Origin of the sequence: Flexivirga meconopsidis (assembly GCF_026162425.1) — a bacterium.
Classification (GTDB): Bacteria; Actinomycetota; Actinomycetes; order Actinomycetales; family Dermatophilaceae; genus Flexivirga; species Flexivirga meconopsidis.
Genome location: NZ_JAOBQJ010000006.1, coordinates 208867 through 235185 on the forward strand (window position 1 = coordinate 208867; position 26319 = coordinate 235185).

The following is a 26319-nucleotide window of genomic DNA, read 5'->3' on the forward strand; positions in this document are numbered from 1 at the left end:
CGCCACCTTCCCGTGAGGAGAGCCATGTTCGCCGTGTACGCCGACCAGCCCCACAAGGACGCGCCGCTGGAGGGCCTGGTGGTCGGCGAACGTCCCGAGCCGCAGGTGCCGGACGGCTGGGTCAAGGTCAACGTGAAGGCCGCGAGCCTCAATCTGCACGACGTCTGGACCCTGCGCGGGGTCGGCATCAAGCCCGAGCAGTTCCCGATGACGCTCGGCATGGACGCCGCCGGCACCCTCGACGACGGCACCGAGGTCGTCATCTATCCGGTCGTCAACCAAGCCGGCTGGACCGACGACCAGACGCTCGACCCCAAGCGCACCCTGCTCACCGAGCAGCACCAGGGCACATTCGCCGACCAGGTGGTCGTGCCGGCCGCCAACGCGCTGCCCAAGCCCGCGGGGCTGAGCTTCGCGCAGGCGGCGTGCCTCGGTACGGCGTGGCTCACGGCATACCGGATGCTCTTCACCAAGTCGGGCATCCGACCCGGCCAGACGATGCTCGTGCAGGGCGCCAGCGGTGGCGTCTCGACCGCGCTGATCGCCCTCGGCAAGGCCGCCGGCATGCGGGTGTGGTGCACCGGCACCAGTGACGAAAAGCGAGCATTGGCAAAGGAAGTCGGCGCCGACGAGGTGTTCGAGCCGGGGGCTCGACTGCCCGAGCGGATCCCGGTCGTGTTCGACTCGGTCGGCAAGGCGACCTGGTCGCACTCGATCAAGTCGCTCATCCCCGGCGGCACCCTGGTGACCTGCGGCGCGACCACCGGCGAGCCGGAGTCGGCCGAGCTGACCCGCATCTTCTTCCTGCAGCTGCAAGTGCTCGGCTCCACGATGGGCACCCGGTCGGAGTTCGCCGATCTGCTCTCCTACTGCGCCACGGCCGGGCTGCAGCCGGCCATCGGACAGGAGCTGCCGATGGAACGCGCCAAGGAAGCCTTCGAGGCGATGATCGACGGTCGCACCGGCGGCAAATTGGTGCTCACTCGCTGAGCGTTTTCCCACCCGACCGGCGACGACTCGGACGAGGATGGAGCACATGAACGACGACGTCACTGTGCAGGACAATCCGCCGCAGAGCCGTTACGAGGCGCACGTCGGCCGTGCACTGGCCGGCTTCGCGGTCTATGACCTGGCCGACGGCGTGATCATCTTTGTGCACACCGAGGTCGACCCGAAGTTCGAGGGCAAGGGCATCGGCGGCGCGATCGCGCGCTTCGCCCTCGACGACGTGCGCAGCGTCGGCGAGCGACGGGTCGTGCCGTCGTGCCCGTTCATCAAGGCCTGGATCGACAAGCACCCCGAATACCAGTCACTCACGCAACCCTGACCCTGGCCACTCGGCCCGGGCGGCCGAGCCTGAAGCCGTCACGCGGCCGTTCGGCTGTGGCCGGCCATGCGTCCCTCGGTGAGGTCCCAGGTGACACCGTCGGGGCGCACTTGTGCGGTGTAGCCTCGGCGGTGGACTTCTTGGTGGTGTCGGCAGCAGAGCATGGCGGAGTTCGTCAGGCTGGTTTCGCCGCCGGCCCACCACGGGGTCACATGATGGACCTCGCAAAAACCGGGTGGACGGTCGCAGCCGGGGAAGGTGCACCGGCCATCGCGTATGAGCACGGCCGCGCGTAACCCCTTGGTGACCAGGCGTTCTCGCCGGCCCACATCCAACGGCTGACTCGGCCCACCCAACACCGCCGGGATCAGCTCCGCGTCACACGCGGCCCGCCGGGCCGCTCCCGCGTCGAGCACGTCCCCGGTCGGGGTGGTTGCCCCGCCGATGCCGTCGGTGAGCGACTTGAGGTTCATGGTGAGCAGGATCGTCGCTGCGGACCCGACTGGGGCGTTGCCGGCGATCGCGACGCGCGCGCCCGCGGTGACGAGGTCCAGTAACGCGTCCGCTCGGCGTTTGCCCGGGGTGCGTTCATCCCGCACGACCTCAGTACCGCGACCGGGATCCCCGCCACCGGTGGTGGCGGGTCGGGGTGCGGACCCGGCGGTGATCGCCGCCTTCACCACCGCAGCATTCGCCGGCGCCAACTCCGCCACCAACCGCGTCATCCCCGTGGCCGTGGTGCCCCAGGTCAGGGTTTCGACCTGCTCGAGTTTCGCGTCCTGCGCCGACAACGCCTCCGATGCGTAGGTCGCCAAGATCTTCCGGGTCAACGCCTGCACACCACGCACACCCAGGCCCGGGTCCAGTTGCAGGAACCACGACAACACCTCACCCCGGTCCGCGAACGGCACCACCGGCGCGACCTTGTCCGCATGGGTCAACGCGGCCCGCGCCGTCGACACCGTGCAGCTGCCCTGCGCGACCGCGGCCGCGATCACCGCGTTCTTCGGTTCCCGGCACGCCTCCGCCACCACCGCGATCGACTTCGCCTCCACCGGTTCGACCGGCACCCCAGCCGCCGCGGCGTGACGGCATACCCATTGGGTGGTGTTCGCCGCCGTCGAGGACGCAACCGTGCCCCGGTCCACCGCATCCGCGGTGACCACCGCGGCAACCTGAGCCGACCGCCCGTGCAGCCGCAACAACACTTGCGTCAACAACTCCACCTGTCCGTCGCCGAGCTGATGGACGACGTCCGGCACCTCGTCCAGCAACGCCGCAAGCTCCCGCACCCGCTCCAGCACGACCGGACCTCGACCCGGCTCAACCGGCACCCGCGATGCCCCGTCCGGCACCTCCGGACGATCCGGCAGCGACACGGCACGATCGAGAGACATGGACTCGAATCTCCTTCCGCCGCAGTAGTTTTCGTTGTTGCCAATATCATACTTGGCCCCACTGACAAGGCACCGGATTCAACCACGCCCCCGCAACTCCAGGCACTCGAGCGCCTCAGCAAGCGCGAAGACCGCCGCGTTGACGGGGCAACAGCAGAACAACAGGCAAGCCGCACCTTGCCAAGGTGAGGCAAACATGCCTGGCAACACCACTGTCCGTTGCCTAGGCTCAGGGGCATGAAGATGAAGCCCGCCCTGGAGAAGAAGTTCAACGAGCAGATCACGCTCGAGTTCGAGTCGTCGATGGTCTACCGGCAACTCGCCATCGAGATGGAGGACGCCGATCTGCCGGGCATCGCCGCCTGGCTGCGGCACCAGGCGGACGAGGAGATCGTGCACGCCAACAAGTTCATCGACCACCTGAGCGACCGCGGCAACCACCCGGTCATCGGTGCGATCCCGGCACCGAAGGTGTCGGCGAAGAACGTCCTGCAGGTCTTCGAGGCCGCCCTGGCGCACGAGCGTCGGGTGTCGGAGTCGATCCGCGGCCTCTACACCGCCAGCGAGAAGGACAGCGACCTCGACTCACGCCCGCTGCTGCTGTGGTTCGTCAGCGAGCAGGTCGAGGAAGAGGCAACGGTCGACGAGATCATCGGTCGGGTCAAGCTGATCAACAATGACGGCCCGGGCCTGCTGCGCCTGGACGAGGACCTGGCGCAGCGTCCGGTGGCAACCACCGAGAACGCCGCCGGCTGACCCGAAAGCCATTCTGCCAGCGGGGCATTCACCTTTTGGTGAATGCCCCGCTCGCTATGTCGCCACCACCTCGCGCAGGGCTGCGATCCATTCCAGCGGCTGGTCGAGGTGCAGGTCGTGACCGGCGCCGGCAATCGTCCTGACCCGTATGCCGGGCCGAGTCGCGACCATGCGCTCCACCTGCGCAGCATCCAGCAGACTGCGCTCGGCCAACACCAATTCCGTCGGCGCAGTGACCTTTTCCCAGGCCCGCCAGCGCGGCATGACCAGCACCGGGCGGATCGCTTCCACCAGCACGTCGGCATCCCACCGCGGAAGCAGGCCGCCCGGTCCGATCTCGAGCCCGTCGGCCCACGCCTGCGCTGCGGACGGCGTGCCGTCGAAGAAGTCGGCAAACTCGTCACGGTCGGCGAAGGGCACGGGCCAGCCGTGCAGCCATCGACTCAGTCCGTCGAGGGCGTCGTCCTGCGCTCCGCCGACACCCGCCTCGACCATGACGAGTTTTCTTACCAATCCAGGGTTTTCGGCTGCAACCAGCATCGCCGTGTGGCCACCCATCGACTGCCCGACCAGCGTGACCGGAGCTCCGACGCGCTCGAGGAGTGCCACGACGTCGCCGACATACGCATCCCGGGTGACCTCGCGCGGTCGCCTCGTCGAACGGCCGTGACCGCGCTGGTCGAGCGCGACCAGTCGATGGGAGCCGCGGAGCGCCCGCATCGTGCCGGACCACTCCTCCGCGGTGCCCGCGAGTCCGTGCAGCAGCACGATCGCGTCGGGCCCGTCGCCCACATCGGCATACGCCAGCTCGACGTCTGCCCGCGAGAAGGTCTGCCATGCGCCGGCCTCGATCACGATCGGCATTCTCGCATTTGACTACTTCGAACACACGTTCGATCATAGTTCGTATGGCGACCACTCCCACGGCCACCGTTGCCGAGCTGACCAAACTGCTCGCCCGCCATGACAGCGCACCGGTCACGGCGGGTGTGCCGGTGCACGAAGTGTTCGCCGACATCTTCCCGCACGGACTGCGCAGCGGCGCGGTCTACTCGCTGCGCGGCTCGATGACGGCCGCGCTCGCGCTGCTTGCCGGACCATCTCTCGCCGGCTCGTGGTGCGGGGTCGTCGGGGTGCCCGACCTGGGCGTCGAGGCCGCCGCCGAGTGGGGTGTGCAACTCGACCGCCTGGCCCTGGTGCCGCGTTTCGACCCCGCCGACTGGACCACGGTGATCGCCGCGCTGGCCGAAGTCACCGCGCTGGTCGTGGCCGCCCCGCCGGACCGCATCTCCCCCGGCGAGGTGTCCCGGCTGCTCGCCCGGTTGCGGACCAGTGGCAGCACCCTGGTCGTACTCGGCCCCTGGCCGCGCGCGGTCGCGGAGCTCACCGGTCAGGTCGTCGAATGGCGCGGGCTGCACCAGGGCCACGGCCATCTCAGTGCCGGGCGGGTGCGACTGGAGGTCACCGAACGTCATCGGCGGCGCCAGGCCGAGTTCGCGGTGCCGGTGCGGCCATGATCGGGCCCGACCCGCTGCGGGTGCTCATGCTGTGGTGCCCCGACTGGCCAGTGCTGGCGGTGCAGTTGACCCAAGGCGTCCCGCACGACGCGCCACTGGCGCTGGTCGACCGCGGTCTGGTCGTGGCCCGTTCGGCCGCCGCCGCGGCCGAAGGAGTCGAGACCGGGCTGCGCATCCGCCAGGCGCAACATCGTTGCCCCGACCTGATCGTGCTGCCTCACGACCCGATCGCCGAGGCCCGCGCCTTCGAGCCGATGCTGCACGCCGTCGAGGAGAAGATCCCGGATGTGCAGGTGATCCGGCCCGGCCTAGCCGCCGTCCGCGCCAAGGGCGCCGCCCGGTTCTACGGCGGAGAGGAGTCGGCCGCTCGTGCCTTGCTCGACCACGTGCGATCCCACGCCAAGGGTGAGTTGCGCCTGTCCGTGGACCTGCGAGGCGCAGTCGCCGACGGCTTCTTCACTGCCGAGCACGCCGCCTATGCGACCACTCCCGGGCGCCCGATCCGGCTGATCCCACCAGGCGCTTCCACCCATTTCCTCGCCGGACTTTCGGTGACCACCGTGAGCGACAAACGCACTGCAAACCTGTTGCAACGCATGGGCATTCGCACCTTGCGAGATCTTGCCGATCTCCCCCGCGAGCAGGTGCACGCCCGCTTCGGCGCCGCCGGCCTGCACGCCCACCAACTCGCTCACGGCGAGGACTCACCCACTCTCAGCCCCCGCACTCTGCCACCCGACCTCGGTATGTCGGTGACCTTCGACCCACCCGCTGTCCATCTTGAGCAGATCGTCGCCCAATGCGAGCCGGCGGCGACCGGCTTCGTCGAGACCCTGACCCGGGCTTCGTTGATCTGCACCGAAATCCGAGTGACCGTGCAAGTCGAGCCGGGCACCCTGCTGGAGCAGCAATGGCGCCACCCATGGCAGTTCGGCCGCGCCGAGGTGCTCGACCGGGTGCGTTGGCAGCTGGAGGATCTGGCCGCGGATGCCGTCACCGTCGACGACGACGGTCTGCCCGCAGCGGTGCTCGCGGTGCACGTCATGCCCGAATCCCTCGACAGCACAGCGCATCACGCAACTGCTCTCTGGGGCGACCGACCGGATGAGAAGGTCGAGCATGCCCTCACCGGGCTGCAACATCGACTGGGCCACGAGGGCGTGCTCACCAGCGCGGTCGCCGGAGGCCGGCTGTTGCACGAGCGACGGGTGCTGCGACCGTGGGGTGACGCGCTGCCGACCACCCGCGAGCGCCGACTCGAACAACCCTGGCCGGGGACCGTGCCCGGCCCGGCACCGCCGACCGTTTTCAGCCAGGCCCGTCAAGCGCAGGTGACCACCGAACACGGCGCCCCGATCACCGTCGACGACCGGGGAGGGGTCAGCGGAGCTCCTGCATGGCTGCACCTGCCCGATGACGGGCGGCGCCGCATCACCGCCTGGGCCGGCCCTTGGCCGGTGCGGCAGCGGTGGTGGCGAAAACAACGCGACATCAACAGGTTTCAGCTCATCGACAACCAGTCCACGGCGTGGTTGGCACTCACCGAAGGCAGTTCGTGGTGGATCGAGGCACGCTATGACTGACGCACGGCGGCACTGATGGGCTGGAGCAATCCGGCCATCCCCTGGTCGCAGCTGGAGCAGGCGCTGTCCCACGGGATACGCCCGGAAGACCGGACCGTGCGTGGGCAGCCAGCCGACGGCGGTGACGGGCCGGTCTTCTCACGCAAGCGAAAGCCCTTCCAACCGGCCGATTTCGACGTCGAGCCCGGACCGGTCGTGCCCTACGCCGAGTTGCACGCACACTCGCACTACAGCTTCCTCGACGGTGCCGCCGCCCCAGAGGACCTGGTCACCGAGGCGGCCCGACTGCGGCTGCACGGACTCGCGATCACCGATCACGACGGCCTCTACGGCATCGTCCGTATGGCGGAAGCCGCCGAAAGCTACGGCCTGGCAACGGTGTATGGCGCAGAGCTCTCCCTCGGGCTGACCGCTCCGCAGAACGGCATGGCCGACCCCGACGGCACGCACCTATTGGTGCTCGCCCGCCGCGAGGAGGGCTACCGCCGGCTGGCCCGCGCGATCACCGAGGCGCAGCTCGCCGACACCGCGGAGAAGGGCCGCCCGGTCTACGATCTGGACGCTCTCGCCGAGGAGGCGGACGGTCACTGGGTGGTGCTCACCGGTTGCCGCAAGGGCAGCGTGCCGCACGCCCTGCGCACCCGCGGTGCCGAAGCAGCAACCGCCGAATTACGACGACTGCAAGGGCTTTTCGGCAAGGCGAACGTCTACGTCGAGCTGACCGACCATGGCGACCCGGGCGACAGCAGCCGGTGTGATCAGCTTGCCGCAGTGGCCGCGGCCGCCGGCGCCGAGGTCGTCGCCACCAATGCAGTGCACTATGCGACGCCCACGCAGTATCCGTTGTCCACCGCGTTGGCGGCTGTCCGCTCGCGGCGCAGCCTGGAAGAGCTCGACGGCTGGCTGCCGGGCCACTCCGGCGCTCACGTGCGCAGCGGCGCGGAGATGGCGGCGCGGTTCGGCCGCTTCCCCGGAGCGGTGCAGCGCACGGTCGAGCTCGCCGACGAGCTGAGTTTCAGTCTGCGCGCAGCCTCTCCGCGACTGCCGCGGCAGGAGGTGCCCGACGGGCACACCCCGATGAGCTACCTGCGGGCAATCACCATGCAGCGTGCGCCGGAGCGTTATCCGGCGGACAACCATGCGGCATACGCCCGGCTCGAACGAGAGCTGAATGTCATTGAGAAGAAAGACTTTCCGGGATATTTCCTGATCGTCCACGAGATCGTCGAGTTTGCCCGCAGCCAGGGCATCCTGTGTCAGGGTCGTGGCTCGGCGGCGGCCTCGGCCGTGTGTTACGTGCTCGGCATCACCGTGATCGATCCCATCTACTACGAGCTGCCCTTCGAGCGTTTCCTGTCCGAGCTGCGTGAGGAAGCGCCCGACATCGACGTCGACTTCGACTCCCGCCGGCGCGAGGAGGTCATCCAGCACGTCTACCGCACGTACGGCAGACGCAACGCCGCCCAGGTCGCCAACGTCGTCACCTACCGTCCAAAGAACGCCGTTCGTGACATGGCCAAGGCACTCGGCGCGAGCCAGGGGCAGCAGGATGCCTGGTCCCGGCAGGTGGAGCGGTGGGGTGCGGAGATCTCCAGCCAGGATCACGACATACCCGCTCCCGTCATCGAGCTGGCACGCCAGGTGCTGAGCTATCCACGGCACCTCGGCATCCACTCCGGCGGCATGGTGCTCACCGACCGGCCGGTGGGCGAGGTATGCCCGATCGAGCATGCTCGGATGGTGGATCGCACTGTCCTGCAATGGGATAAGGACGATTGCGCCTGGATGGGACTGGTGAAGTTCGACCTGCTCGGACTCGGCATGCTGGCCGCTCTGCAGCACACCTTCGACCTGGTCGAGCAGCACCTCGGCGAGCGTTGGCGCATCGAGACGATCCCCAAGGAGGAGCCCGGCGTCTACGACATGCTGTGCCGCGCCGACTCGATCGGGGTGTTCCAGGTCGAGAGCCGCGCCCAGATGGGCACCCTTCCCCGGCTCAAGCCGCGCAGCTTCTACGACCTCGCGGTCGAGATCGGGCTGATCCGGCCCGGCCCGATCCAGGGCGGCGCGGTCCACCCCTACATCCGGCGACGCACCGGCAAGGAGGACATCACCTACCCGCACCCCCTGGTCGAGCCGGTGCTCGAGCGCACCCTCGGGGTGCCGCTCTTCCAGGAGCAGCTGATGCAGATGGCGATCGCGGTGGGCGACTGCAGCTCGACCGACGCCGATCTGCTGCGCCGGGCGATGGGCTCCAAGCGCGGCGTCGAACGCATCGACCGGCTGCGCGACAAGCTTTACGCAGGTATGGCGCGCAACGGCATCACCGACGAGCTCGCCGACGAGATCTACACCAAGATCGAGGCGTTCGCCAACTTCGGTTTCGCCGAGTCGCACGCGCTCAGTTTCGCGGTGCTCGTCTACGCCAGCTCATGGCTCAAATTGCATTACCCCGCAGCGTTTCTCGCCGGCCTGCTGCGCTCCCAGCCGATGGGTTTCTACTCGCCACAGACACTCACCGGAGACGCCCGGCGGCACGGCGTCTCGGTGCGCTCCCCCGACATACATCGCTCCAATGTGTATGCCGACCTCGAGCCGGAGCAGCCCGGCGGATCGATGACCGCGGGCGGCCGCGAGGAGTGCCTGCACGACAACCCCGGCAAGGTGCCCGACTTCGATGCCGCCGCGCCGGCCGACTGGCAGGACCATCGGCGCGACTGGCCGTGTGCGGTGCGGCTCGGGTTGTCCGACATCACCGCACTCGGCGAGGCCGCCGCGGAGCGCATCGTGCAGCAACGTGAGGCGTCCGGGCCGTTCCGCGACCTGGCCGACCTGGCACGCCGGGCAGAGCTGAACACCGAGCAAATGGAGGCTCTTTCGCTGTCCGGGGCACTCGACAGCATCTCCGGGTCGCGCCGCGACGCGCTATGGCAGTCGGCCGAGGCTGCGTCGATCCGGGGCAACCAGCTGGAAGTGCGGGTGCCCTACCAGCCACCGTTGCTGCCCGAGTTGAGCATCGGCGAGCTGCTCGTGCACGACCTTCAGGCGACCGGCATCAGCCCGCAGGACCACCCGATGCGTCATACCCGAGCCGACCTGGACGCCCGTGGAGTGCTGCCCATCACGCAGCTGCGGCACTTCGAGACCGGTCGGCGGGTGCACGTGGGTGGGGTCGTCACGCACCGCCAGCGTCCGGCGACCGCAGGCGGCATCACCTTCGTCAACCTGGAGGACGAGACCGGCATCCTCAATGTCATCGTGTCGCGCGGTGTGTGGCACCGCTACCGGCGCATCGCCCGGTCCGCGCCGGCCATGGTGGTGCGCGGCGTGCTGGAACGCTCCGAGGACGGCGTGATCAACCTGGTCGCCGACCGGCTCGAACACCTCACCATCCACGTGCAGGTCAGGTCGCGTGACTTCCAGTGACTCGCGCGGCCCGCAGTGACAGATCCGGCACGCACTATTGACTTGACCGTAACCAGAGGCGTTACCGTCGTTGACAGCCGACACGACATCTGGAGGGCTCATGGCCACCACCCGTCGCACCTTCCTCACCGGTCTCGCCGCCACCGGCGCCACGGTCGCCTTCGCGCCATCGGCAAGCGCCGCAGCACCACCGCGCGCCGACGTCTGGATCCCCAGTCATCGTGAGCAGCTGGCCGGCTGGCTCTACCGCCCGACCGCCGACACCAGCGGGCGTCGGCCGGTCATCGTGACCGCGCACGGCCTCGGCTGCATCAAGGAGATGGGCCTCGACGCCTACGCGCGCAAGTTCGTCGACGCCGGGTATGTCGTGGTCGCTTTCGACTACCGCTTCTTCGCAAACAGCACTGGCCGGCCGCGCCAGCTGCTCGACATCACCAGTCAGTTGCAGGACTGGCACGCCGCAATCGCGTGGGCCCGGCAGCTGCCCGGGGTTGACCCGGACCGAGTCGGCATCTTCGGCACGTCCTTCTCCGGCGGCCACGTTCTCAAGGTGGCGGCGGCGGATCCCCGTGTCGCAGCGGTGATTTCGCAATGCCCCTTCACTGACGGCGCGGCATCGACCGCGACGATCGGCCCGGTGGCGATCGCCGGGGCAGGCGCGCTCGCCACGGCGGACATCGCAGCCAGCGCGGTCGGCCAGATGGTCACCATCCCGCTCGCCGGGCACCCGAACGACGTCGCTTTGATGAACGCCGCCGACGTCTGGGACGGCATCCACGCGCTGGTCCCGCCCGGTGTCGACTGGATCAACAAGGTCGGCGCTCGTGTCGCCGCGCAGATCCCCGCCTACTTCCCGGGCTGGGCGACCTCCGCGATCGAGGCACCGACCTATTTCGCGATCTGCAGCAAGGACACCGTCGCCCCACCCGAGCCCACTCGCGGGTACGCCGCCAAGGCCCCCAACGGCACGGGCAAGGAGTACGACGTCGGTCACTTCGACATCTACCTCGGCGCGCCGTTCGAGGAGGCCTCGAACGACTACCTGAGGTTCCTGGCCGACAAGCTCCCCGTCTGAGCCGCACCGACAGGATCACGCCGTCAGCGCCGCACGCAACCGTTCCGAATAAACGGCACGCTCGGCCGCATCCGCCCAGCGCGACTCCCGGTGTCGCGCGTAGAGATCGTCACCCGCATAGCGCGGCAGCACGTGGACGTGCAGATGCCACACGTCCTGATCGCCGGCCGGCTCGTTGTGTTGCCGCAGCGAAACCCCTTGGCACCCATAGGTTTCGCGCATCGCGATCGCGACGTCTCGCGCCAGGTCCCACACCGCGTGACCGGCTTCGGGCGGCAGTTCGTAGAGGTTCTCCACGTGGTCGTTCGGTATGACGAGAACGCCGCCGTCGTTGCGGGCCCACCACTTCGGTGCGACACGCGCGAACGCCAGGTCGCGACGCACCACCAGGTCCGACGCCGCGTTGTTCGCGTTGAATTCCCCGCGCAGGAACGCACAGAACGGACAGCGATAGAGCGCCGGCTCATGCCGCCAGCTGCTGGCCCCGGGCACGGGCCGGCTCACCGACGCCCGACGGGCGCCGGGCCGGTCGTGTCACCGACCCGCAGCGACACCTCGAACGACACGTCGCCGACCTCGTCACCGGCGAGCAGGTCGCGCACGACCTCGCCGACGGCCCGTCCCTTCTCGAGCGGTCGCTGGTCGATCGTGGTGAGCTCCCGCCCGAACCACGGCAGTGACACCCCGTCGAAGCCGGTGACCGAGAGATCCTCGGGCACTCGCAGGCCGCGATCGCTGGCCGCCTGCACGGCGCCGGCGGCCAGCAGGTCGCTCTGCGCGATGATCGCGGTCGGCGGGTCGGGGCGGTCCAGCAGGAGGTTCGCCGCGGCATACCCGGAGTCGAAATCGGCCTCCGCCGCCTCCACCAAGGCGGCCCGGCGAAAGACGTCCCGCACGCCCAGCGCGCGCTCGCGGGTGTCCGGGAAATGGCTCCGTCGCACGGTGTCCAGCGTGCGCAAGCCGGTCTCGTTGCCCCACGCGAGCGGCATCATGATGTGCCCGACCGTGCGGTGGCCCAGGTCGCGCAGGTGACGGGCCACCTGCGCCGATGCGTCCCGCTCAGGCACCTCGACCTGCACGATGCCCGGGCCGCAGGGCGCGCCCGTGCCGACCACTGGCACGCCGCGGGCGGCGAATTGCGCTGCCAATGCATTGTTTTCGTCCCCGCACAGCATGAAGACGGCAGCGTCCGCGACGATGCGGGAAACCTGCGGGCCCGGGTCGCCGTGCCCTTCCGTCGCGTCGGGCAACAGCAGCAGCCCCGAGCCCATCTCCCCCACCACCTGGGACAAGCCGTCGAGCACCGCGACGACATACGGATCACGGAAGGCGTGCAGGATGCGCCGCTCGACCACTGCGGCAATCACTCCGCTTCGGCCGTGCCGCAACGAGGAGGCCATCGGGTGCGGCCCGGTGTAGCCGAGTCGTTCGGCAGCGTCCCGCACCCGGCCCGCGGTGTCTTCCGCGACCGGCTTGTTGCCACTGAAGACCAGGGACGCGGTCGACATCGAGACACCGGCGAGCCCGGCGACATCGCGCAGCGTCACTCGGGCGGCGGTTCCGGCTTGACCACGTGAGGGCATGTGCAGCAGACTATCGAATCGATTCGATCGAATCGATTCGACGGCATCCGGAGTCGCCCCGCCGACTCCGCACTTACCCCGGGAGGAGCACCGTGGCCACGGTGGACGAGCTGCGCGACGACCGACCGACCCGCCCGGGCTCACCCGCCCCGGACGCGGTCCGCCGCGCCTCACGCTCGGTGATGATCGTCTTCGCACTCAACGGCGCGGCCTTCGCCACCTACGCCTCGCGCATCCCCGACACCAAATCGTTGCTGCACCTGTCCGCCGGACAGCTGGGCCTCTTCCTGCTCGCCGGCGCGCTCGGCAGCGTGCTCGGGCTGCCGATGTCGGGCTGGATCGCCGGCCGCTTCGGCGCGCGGCGCACGGTGCTCGCCGGCTCGGCCGCGACCACTCTCGGCTACTCCGTGTCCGCGATCGGCATCGGCACCCACCAGCTCTGGCTCGCGGCGGCCAGCCTCTTCGTCGCGGGCTGGGGCGTGGGCATCTGGGACGTCGCGATGAACCTCGAGGGCACCGTCGTCGAGCAGCACCTCGGCCGCTCGATCATGCCGCGCTTCCACGCGATGTTCAGTGGCGGCACTGTCGCGGCCGCGCTGCTCGGCGCCGGCTTGACCGCGCTGCGCGTGCCGGTCTGGCTTCACGTGATCGTCGTCATGGCACTGCTGGCCGCAGGTACGGCGTGGGCGGTCGGCGGATTCCGCGCGCTCGGTGAAGTCACCTCCGAGCCCGAGAGCTCTGAGAAGCCCGAAAACCCAGACTCCGCAACCGAACCCGCAGGGAAGTCGAGTCACCTGTCCGCGTGGCTCGACCCTCGCGTCCTGCTCATCGGCGTGGTCACACTCGCAGCGGGGTTCACCGAGGGCACCGCAAACGACTGGCTGTCCGTGGCCTTCGTCGAGGGGCACGACGTGCCCAAGTGGGCCGGCGTGCTGGCCTTCGCCACCTTCCTCACCTTCATGACGATCGGTCGTATCACCGGCACCGCCATTCTCGACCGGCACGGCCGGGTGCCGGTCCTGCGCTGTGCCTTCGCACTCGCCGTGCTCGGTTGTCTCGCAGTCGTTTTCGGCTCCACGCCAATCGCGTATGCCGGGGTCGTCGTCTGGGGCGTCGGAGTCTCGCTCGGCTTCCCGGTCGGGATGAGTGCCGCGGCGGACGACCCGGCGCAGGCGCACGCACGCATCTCGGTGGTCAGCACGATCGCCTACACCGCCTTCCTCGCCGGCCCGCCGCTGCTCGGCTTCCTCGGCGAACACGTCGGCGTGCTGCACGCCCTGCTCGCCGTCGGCGCGGCTGCCACGCTGGCGCTGCTCCTGGTGCCGTCGGTCCGCGAGCCGGAACGCCCCGAGCGGCCGCTCGCCGCCCGCTAAGGCACCACCGACCGAGCGGTGGTTCTGCTCTCAGCAGAAACTGCGGCGCGGCCGAGGACTGCCGTCATACGGTCGGGAGATGGGTGACGTGCGGCAGTTGCGACAGATCCGACCGGTGGAGCCTCTCTGGCGCGAGGTGCTCGGCACCCGCCTGCGCCAACTGCGTCGACACCGTCGCATGACGCTGACGAACACCGCTGCCATTGCTGGCATTTCGCCGCAGTACCTCTCGGAGATCGAGCGTGGCCGCAAGGACCCGTCATCCGAGATTGTCGCGGCGGTCGCGGGCGCCCTGGGTTTCACGCTCACCGAGGTGACCGACCTCACCGTGCGCGACCTGCGCCGGGAGACCTTCGCCACGGCACCGCGCGGGCCGGTTGCCCTCGCCGCCTAGTCGCCCTCGCGGTAGGCGACCACCTGGTCGGCGAGTCCGTAGTCAACGGCCTCGATCGGGGTGAAGATCCGGTCCCGGTCGGTGTCCTTGCGCAGGGCCTCCACCCCCTGTCCGGTATGCCGGGCCAGGATCTCCTCGGCCTCGGCGCGCACCCGGATCACCTCGTCGGCGGCCAGGATCAGGTCCGGGATCGCACCCTGCCCGCGCCCGGACGGCTGGTGCAGCAACACCCTCGAATGCGGCAGCACACTGCGCCGCCCAGGCTCACCCGCAGCGAGCAGGATCGCCGCTGTCGAGCACGCCTGCCCGACGCAGGTGGTCGCCACCGGCGACCGCACGAACCGCATCGCGTCGTAGATCGCGAAGGTCGCGGTGAGCGATCCGCCCGGTGAATTGATGTAGAGGTTGATCTCGCGTTCGGGCGCGGTCGCCTCCAGATGCAGGATCTGTGCGATCAGCGCGTTGGAGACGCCGTCGTCGACCTCGGTGCCAAGGTAGACGATCCGCTCGGTCAGCAGGTGACTGTAGACGTCCATGACGCGGTCACCCCGTGCTGACGAGGAGACGACGTTGGGGATCGTGTACGTCGACATCTCAAACCCCCAGTCCCACAGGCGATTTGCGCGGCTTGATCGACTCGACCGAGTCGATGATCCGGTCGACGAAGCCGTAGTCGACGGCCTGCTGCGCCGTATACCAGCGGTCGCGCAACGAGTCCTCGAAGATTCGGGCCACCGGTTGTCCCGTGTGCTCGGCAATGAGGCCGAGCACGGTGTCGCGGGTCTGCCGCAGGTCATCGGCCTGCAGCTCGATGTCCACGGCGGTGCCGGCGATGCCCGCCGACCCCTGGTGCATCAGGATCTTGGAGTGCGGCAGGGCAAACCGCTTGCCGGGCGCTCCCGCGCTCAACAGGAATTGCCCTGCGCTGCATGCGATTCCGAGTGCGAGCGTGGACACGTCGTTCGGGATCGCGTGCATCACGTCCATGATCGCGAGCATTGCGGGCACCGAACCACCGGGTGAGTTGATCCAGAGGCTGATGTCGGCGCGACCGTCGTCCGCGGACAACAGGAAGAGTTGGGAGATCAGCCGGGTGCCGATCTCGTCGTCCAGCGCGGTGTCGAGCACGATGACGCGCTGCTCGAGCAGATGCTCGGCGACCTGCCGGCTGAGTGGATGGGGTGGACGAGGCTGTTCATCGGTCATGCAGCCAGCATCACTGCCGCACAACGTAATTGGCGATCTCTTGCTGCCGTGGGCAGCAAGAGATCGGCAGCTCGTCAGCCGGCCTTCACCGGTCGCTGCTCCAGGACATCGACCAGGCGGGCCAGCTCGGGTCGCTCGCGCGCGTCGTCCAACGTGTCGTGCAAGCTGCGGTCGTAGGTCGGCCGGGCGTCGGCGAGCAGGGCCGAACCTTTCGGGGTCAGCTCGGTGTAGATGCCACGCCGGTCGTCGGCACAAAGCACGCGCTGCAGCAGCCCGCGATCCTCCAGCCGCGTCACCAACCTGGTCGTCGCGCTGCTCGACAGCGCCGCCGCGCGTGCCAACTGCTGCATGCGCATGTGCCAACCGTCCTGGCGCGAGAGGGCATCGAGCACGGTGAATTCCACGACGGACAAACCGTGTTCGGCGCTCAACGCCCGCTCGAGGGCCTGGTCGATCAGTCCGTGCAGCGCAGCGAGGGTGCGCCAGCCCTGCGCGCGGATCTCCACCGCGTCGTCGGCAATGCCCATGTCCGTCCTCCGGGTCCGGTCGCCGGACGGCGACGTGTTGCACACCACTATACCCGCGTTTGCAATATCCCGCGCGTGCAACTAGTTTTGTTGCACACGCGGGATACCTGCCTACGCAAGATGAGCAGCGTCCCACTCACCTACGCAACGAAAGTGACCACGAACATGCCCATCGGCTTGGTCGCACTCGCGCTCGGCGGCTTCGGCATCGGCCTCACCGAATTCGTCATCGCCGGCCTATTGCCTGACGTCGCAGACGATTTCGGCGTCACCGAGGCCAGCGCCGGCTGGCTGATCACCGGATACGCACTGGCCGTCGCCATCGGCGCCGTGCTGATGACCGCGGCACTCACCCGCGTCCCGCGCAAACGGGCGCTGCTCGGCCTGATGATCCTCTTCATCGCGGGAAACCTGCTCTCCGCGCTTGCCCCGTCATACGCCGTGCTGCTGTCGGGGCGGGTGCTGGCGGCCTTGTGTCACGGAGCCTTCTTCGGCATCGGCTCGGTCGTCGCCGCGTCGATGGTCGAGCCGGCCAAGAAGGCGGGCGCCATCGCCATCATGTTCGGCGGCCTGACGATCGCCAATGTCCTCGGCGTGCCGCTCGGCACCCTGCTCGGCCAGCAGTTCGGCTGGCGCTCGACGTTCTGGGCGATCACCGTGATCGGTGTCGTCGCGTTCGCCGGACTCGCGGCACTCGTCCCGGCCGGGACGTCGACCGTGCGACCCGACCTGCGGGCCGAGGTGCGGGCGTTCCGCGAGCCTCAGGTCTGGCTGTCGCTCGGCATGACCGTGCTCGGCTTCGGCGGCATGTTCGGTGCGTTCACCTACATCGCCTTCACCCTCACCGACCTGTCCGGCTTCCCGGCCGGGGCGGTGCCGTGGCTGCTGATCCTTTTCGGCGCAGGGCTTTTCGTCGGCAACGCGGTGGGCGGCAAGGCCGCCGACCGGTCCGTCCCGCGGACGCTCTACGTCGTCTTCACCGCACTGGCGGCAGCGATGGTGCTGTTCGCCGCGACCGCCGCGTCCCGTCCGATGGCGATCGTCTCGCTCCTGCTGATGGGCCTGTTCGGCTTCGCAACCGTGCCCGCCCTGCAGATGCGGATCATGTCGTATGCCGATCACGCGCCGACCCTCGCGTCGGGCTCGAACATCGCGGCCTTCAACGTCGGTAACGCCATCGGCGCCTGGCTCGGCGGCCTGACGATCTCCGCGGGCCTCGGCTACGCCTCACCGATCTGGGTGGGCGCGGCGATGACCGCCGGCGCACTCGTCGTGCTCGTGCTGGCTGAGGCCGCCACCCGGCGTCGCGCACGTGAGCTGCGTCATACGGATGGCTTGACCGGATGTCACGCCGACGTGCTACCGTCCACATTGCGCTGATCTAGGCCAAATAGGTCAGGTGTCATCGAGACCCTCGGCACCCGTCAGCTGCTCCCCCACACACGACAGAAAGCCGTCCGCATGCCGCACGACCTGCCATCCCGCCGCACCATCGCCAAGGGGGCCGCTTGGGCGGCGCCGGTGGTCGCCGTCGCATCGGCAGCACCTGCCAGCGCCGCGAGCAACGGCTTCTCCCAGACCTGGACCGGCTACCAGACGGTGACCCACCTCGTACCGGCATCCGTGCGCACTGTCACCTTCACGGTGACCGGCGGCGGTGGCGGCGGCGTCAGCTCGGTGCCCGGCGGACAGGGCGCGACCTACTCGGGCACGATCACGATGCCGGCCAGTTCGTCGGGCACCGCACTGACCCTCGTGGTCGGTGCGGGAGGGCTCGGCGCCAACCGGAACGCGGGCGGTCAGGGCTTCGGCAATGGCGGCGCCGGCGGTGTCGGCCAAGCGACCACCGTGCGCGGTCGTGGCGGTGGCGGCGGAAGCGCCATCCTCATCGGCGCGACGCCCCTCGTCGTCGCCGGCGGTGGCGGCGGCACCGGCTCCGCGAGCGTCACGGGCACCTCCAATCAGATCACCGGCGGACCTGGTGGCAATGCGGCCGGCGGCAGCTCGGCGGGTGGCCGCACCACAGCCAGCAACAGCGCCACCACCGCGGCGGGACCCGGCGGAGCCGGAGCCACCGCTGGCACGCCGGGGGCCGCAGGTCCAGCCGGCACGTCGAGTGGCTCGGGCACCGGCGTCTCCCGCCCCGGAGTCGCCGGCGGTGCCGCCGGCACCGGCAATCAAGGCGGCGGCAACGGCGGAGCCGGAGTGACGATCAACTCGACTTCCTCCACCACGGTCGGCACGGGGTCCGGCGGTGGCGGCGGCGGGTATGCCGGTGGCGGCTCCGGCGGGGTTGCCAGCCGCAGTACGGTCACCGCCGGCGGTGGCGGCGGCGCCGGATCCAACTACGTCGGACCGTCGGTGCAGATCAGCGCGGGCCCTGGCGGCGCCGGCAACGGCGGCGCCCCGGACGGTGGTCCGGGCTCCATCACGATCACCTACTAAACGCAAAACCCAAAGCCACGTGGCCGGCACCGTGCGAGGTGCCGGCCACGCGTCTTTGCGCACAAGGCAGACTCAAGACATGGCCAATCGACTCGCCGATGCCCTGAGCCCCTACCTACGGCAGCACGCCGACAACCCGGTCGACTGGCAGGAGTGGGGGCCGGCCGCGCTGAAGGCCGCCCGGGAGCAGGACCGGCCGATCCTGCTTTCGGTGGGCTATGCCGCGTGTCACTGGTGCCACGTGATGGCGCACGAGTCGTTCGAGGACGACGAGGTCGCCGAGGCGATCAACACCGCCTACATCCCGATCAAGGTCGACCGCGAGGAGCGACCGGACGTCGACGCGGCATACATGACTGCGACGACTGCGATGACCGGCAACGGGGGCTGGCCGATGACCTGTCTGCTCACGCCCGACGGCAAGCCGTTCTTCGCGGGCACCTACTTGCCCAAAGCACAGTTCCTGCAACTTCTTTCGGCTGGCCGTCATGCGTGGGACACCCAGCGTGACCAGGTGCTCGCGTCCAGTGCGAACATCGCCCAGCAGTTGTCGGCAGCCACGGGACGCGGCCGGCAGGAGGCAGCCACAGCGGAGTTGACCGATCGCGCCGTACGCACTCTCTCCGGGGAGTATGACGAGACGAACGCAGGGTTCGGCAGCGCACCGAAGTTCCCGCCGTCGATGGTGTTGGAATTCCTCCTGCGCCATCACGCCCGCACCGGTGACGAAAAGTCGCTGCAGATGGCGGAGCAGACTTGTGACGCGATGGCCCGCGGCGGGATGTATGACCAGCTCGCCGGAGGGTTCGCGCGCTACAGCGTCGACGCCACCTGGACCGTGCCGCACTTCGAGAAGATGCTCTATGACAACGCGCAGTTGCTCCGTGTCTACGCCCACCTCTGGCGCACCACGAAATCCGAGCTTTCCGAACGAGTTTCGCGCGAGACGGCCGATTTTCTGGTGCGCGACCTGGGCACCGCGGAAGGCGCGTTCGCGTCCGCGCTCGACGCGGACACCGATGGCGTCGAAGGCCTGACCTATGCGTGGACCCCGGACCAACTGCGCGAGGCCCTCGGCGAAGCGGACGCCGGCCGGGCCGCTCGGCTGCTCGCCGTGACCCCGACCGGCACCTTCGAGGCAGGCGCCTCGACCCTGCAGCTGCGACGCGACCCGGATGATGCCCGCTGGTGGCACGACACCAGGGCGAAACTGCTGGCCAGACGCCAGACCCGACCACAGCCGGCGCGCGACGACAAGGTCGTGACCTCGTGGAACGGCCTGGCGATCGCCGCACTGGCCGAGGCCGGGATGATTCTCGGAGTGCCGGAATGGGTTGAGGCAGCACAGCAGTGCGCCGACCACGTGCTCGCCCTGCACCTGGTCGACGGTCGTCTGCGCCGCACCTCGCGCGCCGGCCGCGTCAGTGCGGCACCGGGTGTCGCGGACGACTACGGCAACCTGGCCGAGGGGCTGCTCGCCCTCCACCAGGCAACCGGGGACGTCAGCTACCTCCGGGCGGCGAGCGACCTGCTGCAGACGGCCGAAGCCCAATTCGCCTCCCCCGATGGCGGATTCCGCGACACGGCCGCCGACGGCGAGCAACTCTTCCTCACGCCCCGCGGGGCAGGAGACAACGCCGAACCGTCAGGCACCTCCAGTCTGGCGGGCGCGTTGCTCACCTACAGCGCCCTCACCGGGGACACCGGTGCTCGCGAACGCGCCGAGCGCGCGGTCGCCTCCATGGGCGAAGTCACCACGGCCGCACCGCGATTCGCCGGCTGGGCACTGGCGGTCGCGGAGGCGACCCTCGCCGGCCCGCTCCAGGTGGCCGTCGTCGGCAACACCCGCGGCGCACGCGGCTTGCGGCGCACCGCATGGCGCACGCCGACCGCGGGCGCCGTCGTCGTCGCCGGCCCACCCGATGCCCCGGGGCAGCCGCTGCTCGCCGAGCGCCCGCTCGTCGACGGTGACCCCGCCGCCTATGTCTGTCGCGGGTTTGTCTGCGACCGTCCGGTCACCTCGTCTGAGGAGTTGGCTGCCGCCCTCACCCGCCCAGACGCATGAGCCGAGCGCCGTTGTCCCACAACACCGCCCGCATCCAGTCGTCTCCCAGTTGTAGCCGGGCGAGCGCATCGAGCTGGTGCGCATAGGGGTATGGAATGTTCGGGTAGTCCGAGCCGAGCACGACCCGGTCCCGCAACTCTCCGAGACGTTCGGCATACCCGTCGGGAAGGGGCGCGAACCGTCCGGTGAAGTCGGTGGCCACCATGGTCGTGTCCAGGTGCACATTGTCGAATCGCTCCACCAGGTCCGCGAACTCGTGATACTCCGGCATGCCGGCATGCGCAATGACCAGCGCCAGCGACGGATGCCGCTCCAGCACCCGTGCGACACGCTCGGACCCGGTGAACTCCCCTGGGATCGGCGCAGATCCGGCATGTATGACGACAGGCACTCCCGAGGCAGCAAGCGCCTCCCAGGCGGGCTCCAGCAACTCGTCATCGGGGCGGTAGGCACCGACCTGAACATGCATCTTGAAAAGACGCGCTCCCGCGTCGAGGGCTTCACCGACGTAGTCACCCACGCCCGGCTCGGGGTAGAGCGTCGCGCTGTGTATCGCGTCCGGCACCCGTGCGGCGAAGTCCGTGCACCAGTCGTTGAGCCAGCGCGCCATCGCCGGCTTGTGCGGATAGGTGAGCGACGGCACCCCACGCACGCCGAGGTCGCGCAGCACCGCCAACCGGGTCGGCTCGTCGAAGCGGTAGGTGATCGGCCACTGGGCGCCGTAGTGCTCGGTGGCCTCGTCGAAGTAGCGCCACACCTTGGCAAGCATCGGCTCGGGCAGGAAGTGCACGTGGATGTCGGCGAGCCCGGGCACACCCAATGCCGTGAGGTAGGCGGGGATCTCGGCGTCGGACTGCGGGCCGGGCGTCGTGGGAGTCGTCACGTGAGCGCCTGATCGATCGCGCGATAGGTGATCTCGGCGGCACCCTCCTGGCACTGCAGGACCAACACATCCGGCCGCTGGCCGATCCGATGCACGAAATTGTTGTGATACCAGGCCAATTCATCCTCCGTAGGCTCGAACTCCCGGCCACGTGCGGCGACCCGGCGACTGATGTGCTGCAGGCTGTCGAGCAGCAACAGCTCGCGGAAATCGGCCCCGGCAGCGGCCGCGAGAGCGGCGAGCCGGTCGAGGAATTCCTCGGCGAGCACCAGCTGCGGCAGCCACACGTCGTGACCGGCCCGCAGGTGAGTGTCGGCCATCGCCACTGCGAGCTCACGCACCGCGTGCAGACCTTCCGGTGTGTGACGCACGGACGCGCCGAGCAGGGGTCGCAGCTCGTCGGGGTCCAGGCACAGCGTCATCGGCTCGCGCTCTGCCCGCAGCCGTGCAAGGGTCGACTTCCCGACGGCCGGCGGGCCATTGAGCAGGACGAGTTGCGGCACCCGTGCAGCTTATCCACCGTGCCGCGGCGCGCTAAGACAGAATGACCGTCATGACGCAGCGGGAAGTGCTCACCTGGGAGATGTTCGGCGACGCCAGCCGCGAGTTGGCGCAGGCGATCGCGGACGACGGCTACCAGCCGGACCTGATCATGTCGATCGCGCGCGGCGGTCTGATCCCGGCCGGCGCCATCAGTTACGCACTCGGCATCAAGAACGTGCACGTGATGAACGTCGAGTTCTATACCGGCATCGACGAACGGTTGCCGATGCCGGTGATGTTGCCGCCCGTCCCCCAGCCGGTCGATCTCTCGGGAGCGACCGTGCTGGTCATCGACGACGTGGCCGACACTGGCGGCACGTTGGAGCTGGTCAAGCAGTTCTGCGAGGGGCACGTGCAGGAGACCCGCTGCGCGGTCATCTACGAGAAGTCTCGCTCGGTGGTGAAGTCGGACTACGTCTGGAAGCGCACCGACGAGTGGATCGACTTCCCCTGGTCCAGCAAGCCGCAGATCGAGGCCGGGCAGACCACGGACCCGCAGTAGTGCCGCCCCGGTGGTTCAGCCCTGCGGGCGAACGAACGGGAACGCCAGGGTCGCCTTGATGCTCTGCCCGGTCAGCATCATCACCAACCGGTCGACACCGAATCCGAGCCCACCGGTCGGCGGCATCGCATACTCAAGCGCGGACAGGAACGCCTCGTCGAGTTGCATCGCCTCGACATCACCGGCGGCGGCTGCCATCGACTGCTCGGTGAAGCGCTGCCGTTGATCGACCGGATCGGTGAGTTCGCTGTAGGCAGTGCCCATTTCGGCACCGAAAGCAACCAGGTCCCACTGCTCGGCCAGTCGCGGATCGTTGCGATGCCGCCGCGCGAGCGGCGACACCTCGACCGGGAAGTCGCAGTAGAACGTCGGGAACGTCGTCTGCTTCTCCACCAGTGCCTCGTAGAGCTCCATCACCAGCTTGCCCGCCGAGTGCTCCGGCCGCACCGCCACGTCGTGCTGCCGGCAGACCCGCGCCACCTCCTCGCGGCTGGACGACGACGTGAGCTGCACGCCCGCGGCCTTCGACACCGCGTCGTGCACGGTGACCACGGGCCACTCCGGTGAGAGATCGACCTCGTCATACCCACCAGCACCGTTGGGACGCAACGCAATCGGTCGTCCGTGTATGGCGGTGGCCACGCGCAGGAAGACCTCACGGGTGAGCACGCGCATTGTGTTGTAGTCGCCGTAAGCGGCATAGGCCTCGAGGGAGGTGAACTCGGGGTTGTGCGTCGCGTCGGCACCCTCGTTGCGGAAGTTGCGATTGAGCTCGAACACCCGCTGAAAACCGCCCACTACCAAGCGTTTCAGGTAGAGCTCCGGCGCGATCCGCAGATAGAGCTCCATGTTGTAGGCGTTGATGTGCGTGGTGAACGGCCGTGCTGCGGCGCCACCGTGGATCGGCTGGAGCATCGGGGTCTCGACCTCCATGAAGCCCTGCTCCACGAACGCCTCCCGCATCGTCCGCACCGCCGCCGACCGCTGCGCGAGCATGCCGCGCGCCTGCGCATCGACCAGCAGCTCGAGTGACCGGTTGCGTGCCCGGACGTCGTCGCTGAGCTGCACGTGCAGGTCAGGCACCGGACGCAGACACTTCGCGGCCATCTGCCAACCGGTCATCAGCACCGACAGCTCGCCGTTGCGGGAGGTGGCGACCGGTCCGGTGACGCTGACCAGGTCACCGAGATCGACGGCCTTGCGCCAGAGGCACCGCGCGGCGTCGGGCGAGTCCGCCGTGGTCACCATCACCTGGATCATCGCGCCGTCGTCGTCGAGCACCGCGAAACAGACCCCGCCGAGGTCACGCACCGCGCGCACCCGCCCGGTCACCGAGACGACGTCGTCGGTCACCGTGTCGGGCGGCAGATCGTCGTATGCCGGCACGATCTCGCGCACCCGGTCGCTGCGCGGGACCTGCACTGGGTAGGCGTCCACGCCGGCCTCGTCCAACAACTCGAGCTTGCCCCGCCGGACCTTCTGCTGCTCGGAGAGGTGAATCGCCGGCGGGGCCGGCAGCAGCAATGCGTCCTCCTGCTCGATCACCCGGTCGACGAACCAGGGCTCCGGGCGCGGCGGCTGCACGTCGGACGGCCGCGGGCCGGTCAGCAGGCGTGGCCCGATCATCGGCACGAAGCCCTCGGCGATGCCCATGGCCAGACCCGCGCGGGGCACGGTGAGCGCCGGGTCGTAACACAGCAGGCGCGGCACCCACGTCGGCTTGTACTTGTCGTTGGACCGGTAGAGCGTCTCGAGCTGGAAGAACCGCGACGCGAAAGACAACGCTGCGTCGTTCAACCGCGTGATCGGACCGGCGCCGACCTGGTCGGCGCTGCTGAACACCTCGCGGAACACCGCGAAGTTCAACGAGATCCGGCGAATGCCGTGTTCTGCGCCCGACTCGATCAGCTGAGCGACCATGTACTCGTTGAGGCCGTTCTCGGCGTCCCGGTCGCGACGCATCAGGTCCAACGAGATCCCGCGCACCCCCCACGGCACGAACGACAGGAAGCCGCGTATGTCGCCAGTCGCGTCGTGTGCAGTGATGATCACGCAGCGGCCGTCGGCGGGGTCACCGAGCCGGTTGAGCGCCATGGAGAATCCGCGTTCGGTCTCTTCGCCGCGCCACTGCTCGGCGAGCTGGGAGATCCGCTGCAGCTCTTCGGGCGACAGCTCGCTGTGCCGGCGCACCTGGGTGCTGTAGCCCGCCCGGCTGACCCTGGTCACCGCCTGCCGGACCGGGCGCATGGTGCGGCCGCGCAGCGAGAACGACTCGGTGTCGATGATCGCTTCGTCGCCGAGGGCGAACGCCTTGAGACCGGCCTCGACATACTCATGAGTGCCCCGCTCGGAGCTGGACAGCACCGCGGCGTACAGACCGTGTTCGCGGCATTGCTGCAACCACGCCTGAATAGCCGGCTGCCAGGAACTCACCCGTCCGATCGGGTCGGCGCTGGCGACACTGACACTGCCCTCGTTGCGATAGGTCACCGCTGCTGCGCCGTCCGGAGAGAAGACCACGCTCTTGTCCCGGCGGGTGGCGAAGTAGCCGAGCGAGTCGTTCTCGCCGTGCAGGAGGAGCAGCCGGCGGACCGCGAGCTCCTCGTCCGCGCTCTGGAACTGCCGTCCGCGACCGGAGCGGAGGAAGACCAGGCTCGCCAGCAGCAACGCAATGGTCGACATGATGCCGGCGAGCCCGTAGATCCACGCGTGGCCGGTGTGACCGTGCATCCCGGGACTGGTCGAGTCGCTTGAGATGCCGAACGTCGACCGGAGCGCGAAGCGACCGATCTCCCGAGATCCCGTCAACTCGCTCGGGGCGGTCGCAGCCAGGGAGAAGGTGACGGCGAACGAAATCAGCAGGCCGACGACCAGCACACCCACGGCGGCCAGTCGGCTTCCTTCCGCGAGCCGCGCCGGGAAGGCACTGCGCGAACGCACCACCAGCACCAGGACGACGACACCGATTGCGAAGAACACCGCGGTGACCGGGATGCTGGTGATGAACGAGTAGTAGTCGCGCTCGAAGCCGCGCAGCTGGGTGTCCTGCAGCCACTCCTGGTGGAAGATCGCACTGAGCAGGACGGCCAGGCTGCCGAGCACGCTGATCGCCATGAGTATGACGACGAGGTTGAAACCGGCGCGCAGTCGCCGGCGCACCGCTCCCGCGAGCACGAAGAGCAGGCAGACGATGAAGAGGCTCGGTTCGGAGGGCACGTTGACCATGCCGAGCAGGTCGCTGACGATCTCGACGACGATGTTGTGCCGCAGTAGCACGCTGACCAGCGACCAGATCGCCGCGAAAAGGTAGATCCGGCCGATCCACCGGGCCACCCGCTCACGCCACGGCACTGACACGCGCTCGCGCCGCGGGCCGCCATACGCATTGATCGAGCCCTTGAGCAGTTGCGGAAGCTTCGGCACGATTCGTCGCTCCAATGCTGCCTGCTCCCCGAAGATGGCCCGCGGCTCCCGTGACGCGGCGTGTCGCCGAGCCTAACAATCTCACACGGACGCCGGCTGAGAGCGGAATGGCAGGATGCTGGACATGCGAAAGGCCCGCCTGAGTAACTCAGGCGGGCCTTTCTTCAAATGTTTGTTCGGCGGTGTCCTACTCTCCCACACCCTACCGAGTGCAGTACCATCGGCGCTGAAGGGCTTAGCTTCCGGGTTCGGGATGTGACCGGGCGTTTCCCACTTCGCTATAACCGCCGAAAC

Annotated in this window: 23 protein-coding genes and 1 rRNA gene; 13 read left to right on the forward strand and 11 right to left on the reverse strand. The window is 68.9% G+C overall.

What is annotated here, in order from left to right; genetic code table 11:
- Positions 1–24 precede the first annotated feature (24 nt).
- Together N2M23_RS20275 and N2M23_RS20280 are read left to right on the forward strand one after the other, a co-directional pair.
- The gene (locus N2M23_RS20275; RefSeq protein WP_265448096.1) at positions 25–990 is read left to right on the forward strand and encodes a zinc-binding dehydrogenase; all 966 of its coding nucleotides are present in this window, start codon (positions 25–27) and stop codon (positions 988–990) included.
- Positions 991–1036: 46 nt separating this feature from the next.
- Positions 1037–1327 carry a GNAT family N-acetyltransferase gene (locus N2M23_RS20280; RefSeq protein ID WP_265448098.1) on the forward strand — a complete coding sequence of 97 codons (291 nt, stop codon included), beginning with the start codon at positions 1037–1039 and terminating at the stop codon, positions 1325–1327.
- A 38-nt stretch (positions 1328–1365) separates the two neighbouring features.
- Here the strand turns inward: N2M23_RS20280 and N2M23_RS20285 are convergent, their stop codons facing one another.
- Entirely contained in the window at positions 1366–2724 is a 1359-nt protein-coding gene (locus tag N2M23_RS20285) for an HNH endonuclease signature motif containing protein (RefSeq protein WP_265448099.1), read from the reverse strand.
- A gap of 237 nt (positions 2725–2961) precedes the next feature.
- On the opposite strand from N2M23_RS20285, the gene N2M23_RS20290 reads away from it, so the two are divergent.
- The gene (locus N2M23_RS20290; RefSeq protein WP_265448100.1) at positions 2962–3480 is read left to right on the forward strand and encodes a ferritin; all 519 of its coding nucleotides are present in this window, start codon (positions 2962–2964) and stop codon (positions 3478–3480) included.
- A gap of 54 nt (positions 3481–3534) precedes the next feature.
- Here the strand turns inward: N2M23_RS20290 and N2M23_RS20295 are convergent, their stop codons facing one another.
- The gene (locus tag N2M23_RS20295; protein WP_265448102.1) at positions 3535–4344 is read right to left on the reverse strand and encodes an alpha/beta fold hydrolase; all 810 of its coding nucleotides are present in this window, start codon (positions 4342–4344) and stop codon (positions 3535–3537) included.
- 44 nt (positions 4345–4388) lie between these two features.
- On the opposite strand from N2M23_RS20295, the gene N2M23_RS20300 reads away from it, so the two are divergent.
- From N2M23_RS20300 to N2M23_RS20315, 4 genes are all read left to right on the forward strand, one after another.
- Positions 4389–4997: a hypothetical protein gene (locus N2M23_RS20300; RefSeq protein ID WP_265448103.1), complete on the forward strand. Its 609-nt coding sequence runs from the start codon at positions 4389–4391 to the stop codon at positions 4995–4997.
- Complete coding sequence (locus tag N2M23_RS20305) at positions 4994–6580, forward strand: DNA polymerase Y family protein (RefSeq protein WP_265448104.1); 1587 nt, start codon at positions 4994–4996, stop codon at positions 6578–6580. The genes N2M23_RS20300 and N2M23_RS20305 overlap by 4 nt, the downstream gene beginning before the upstream one ends.
- Positions 6581–6595: 15 nt before the next feature.
- The gene (locus N2M23_RS20310; RefSeq protein ID WP_265448105.1) at positions 6596–10006 is read left to right on the forward strand and encodes an error-prone DNA polymerase; all 3411 of its coding nucleotides are present in this window, start codon (positions 6596–6598) and stop codon (positions 10004–10006) included.
- Positions 10007–10106: 100 nt separating this feature from the next.
- Entirely contained in the window at positions 10107–11081 is a 975-nt protein-coding gene (locus tag N2M23_RS20315) for an alpha/beta hydrolase (RefSeq protein WP_265448106.1), read from the forward strand.
- A 15-nt stretch (positions 11082–11096) separates the two neighbouring features.
- Here the strand turns inward: N2M23_RS20315 and N2M23_RS20320 are convergent, their stop codons facing one another.
- Together N2M23_RS20320 and N2M23_RS20325 are read right to left on the reverse strand one after the other, a co-directional pair.
- Positions 11097–11573, reverse strand: coding sequence for an HIT family protein (locus N2M23_RS20320; protein ID WP_265448108.1), 477 nt, complete (start codon positions 11571–11573; stop codon positions 11097–11099).
- A gap of 8 nt (positions 11574–11581) precedes the next feature.
- Entirely contained in the window at positions 11582–12664 is a 1083-nt protein-coding gene (locus N2M23_RS20325) for a LacI family DNA-binding transcriptional regulator (RefSeq protein ID WP_265448109.1), read from the reverse strand.
- 92 nt (positions 12665–12756) lie between these two features.
- Here N2M23_RS20325 and N2M23_RS20330 point away from each other — a divergent pair, with 92 nt between their 5' ends.
- Together N2M23_RS20330 and N2M23_RS20335 are read left to right on the forward strand one after the other, a co-directional pair.
- A complete protein-coding gene (locus N2M23_RS20330) occupies positions 12757–14037 on the forward strand; it encodes an MFS transporter (RefSeq protein WP_265448110.1) in 1281 nt (426 codons plus the stop codon).
- A 79-nt stretch (positions 14038–14116) separates the two neighbouring features.
- Positions 14117–14431 (forward strand): helix-turn-helix domain-containing protein, encoded by a 315-nt coding sequence (locus N2M23_RS20335; protein ID WP_265448111.1) that lies wholly within the window; start codon positions 14117–14119, stop codon positions 14429–14431.
- Here the strand turns inward: N2M23_RS20335 and N2M23_RS20340 are convergent.
- The 3 genes from N2M23_RS20340 to N2M23_RS20350 form a co-directional block, all read right to left on the reverse strand.
- Entirely contained in the window at positions 14428–15024 is a 597-nt protein-coding gene (locus tag N2M23_RS20340; RefSeq protein WP_265448112.1) for a ClpP family protease, read from the reverse strand. The two genes, N2M23_RS20335 and N2M23_RS20340, sit on opposite strands and share 4 nt — an antisense overlap.
- A gap of 1 nt (position 15025) precedes the next feature.
- Complete coding sequence (locus tag N2M23_RS20345; RefSeq protein WP_265448113.1) at positions 15026–15637, reverse strand: ClpP family protease; 612 nt, start codon at positions 15635–15637, stop codon at positions 15026–15028.
- A gap of 74 nt (positions 15638–15711) precedes the next feature.
- Positions 15712–16164, reverse strand: coding sequence for a MarR family winged helix-turn-helix transcriptional regulator (locus N2M23_RS20350; RefSeq protein WP_265448114.1), 453 nt, complete (start codon positions 16162–16164; stop codon positions 15712–15714).
- A gap of 165 nt (positions 16165–16329) precedes the next feature.
- On the opposite strand from N2M23_RS20350, the gene N2M23_RS20355 reads away from it, so the two are divergent.
- The 3 genes from N2M23_RS20355 to N2M23_RS20365 all read left to right on the forward strand — a co-directional run bounded on the left by N2M23_RS20355 (position 16330) and on the right by N2M23_RS20365 (position 20674).
- Complete coding sequence (locus N2M23_RS20355) at positions 16330–17544, forward strand: MFS transporter (RefSeq protein ID WP_265448128.1); 1215 nt, start codon at positions 16330–16332, stop codon at positions 17542–17544.
- Between the two features lie 81 nt (positions 17545–17625).
- Positions 17626–18609, forward strand: a complete 984-nt coding sequence (locus tag N2M23_RS20360; RefSeq protein ID WP_265448115.1) for a hypothetical protein — start codon at positions 17626–17628, stop codon at positions 18607–18609.
- Positions 18610–18688: 79 nt separating this feature from the next.
- Positions 18689–20674: a thioredoxin domain-containing protein gene (locus N2M23_RS20365; RefSeq protein ID WP_265448116.1), complete on the forward strand. Its 1986-nt coding sequence runs from the start codon at positions 18689–18691 to the stop codon at positions 20672–20674.
- On the opposite strand, the gene N2M23_RS20370 is transcribed toward N2M23_RS20365, so the two are convergent.
- Positions 20655–21557 (reverse strand): amidohydrolase family protein, encoded by a 903-nt coding sequence (locus N2M23_RS20370; RefSeq protein WP_265448117.1) that lies wholly within the window; start codon positions 21555–21557, stop codon positions 20655–20657. The two genes, N2M23_RS20365 and N2M23_RS20370, sit on opposite strands and share 20 nt — an antisense overlap.
- Positions 21554–22060 carry an AAA family ATPase gene (locus N2M23_RS20375; protein WP_265448118.1) on the reverse strand — a complete coding sequence of 169 codons (507 nt, stop codon included), beginning with the start codon at positions 22058–22060 and terminating at the stop codon, positions 21554–21556. The genes N2M23_RS20370 and N2M23_RS20375 overlap by 4 nt, the downstream gene beginning before the upstream one ends.
- A 50-nt stretch (positions 22061–22110) precedes the next feature.
- Here N2M23_RS20375 and N2M23_RS20380 point away from each other — a divergent pair, with 50 nt between their 5' ends.
- A complete protein-coding gene (locus N2M23_RS20380; RefSeq protein WP_265448120.1) occupies positions 22111–22602 on the forward strand; it encodes a phosphoribosyltransferase in 492 nt (163 codons plus the stop codon).
- A 15-nt stretch (positions 22603–22617) separates the two neighbouring features.
- On the opposite strand, the gene lysX is transcribed toward N2M23_RS20380, so the two are convergent.
- Entirely contained in the window at positions 22618–26025 is a 3408-nt protein-coding gene (gene lysX, locus N2M23_RS20385; protein WP_265448121.1) for a bifunctional lysylphosphatidylglycerol synthetase/lysine--tRNA ligase LysX, read from the reverse strand.
- 174 nt (positions 26026–26199) lie between these two features.
- Positions 26200–26317, reverse strand: a 5S ribosomal RNA gene (gene rrf / locus N2M23_RS20390).
- Positions 26318–26319 lie beyond the last annotated feature (2 nt).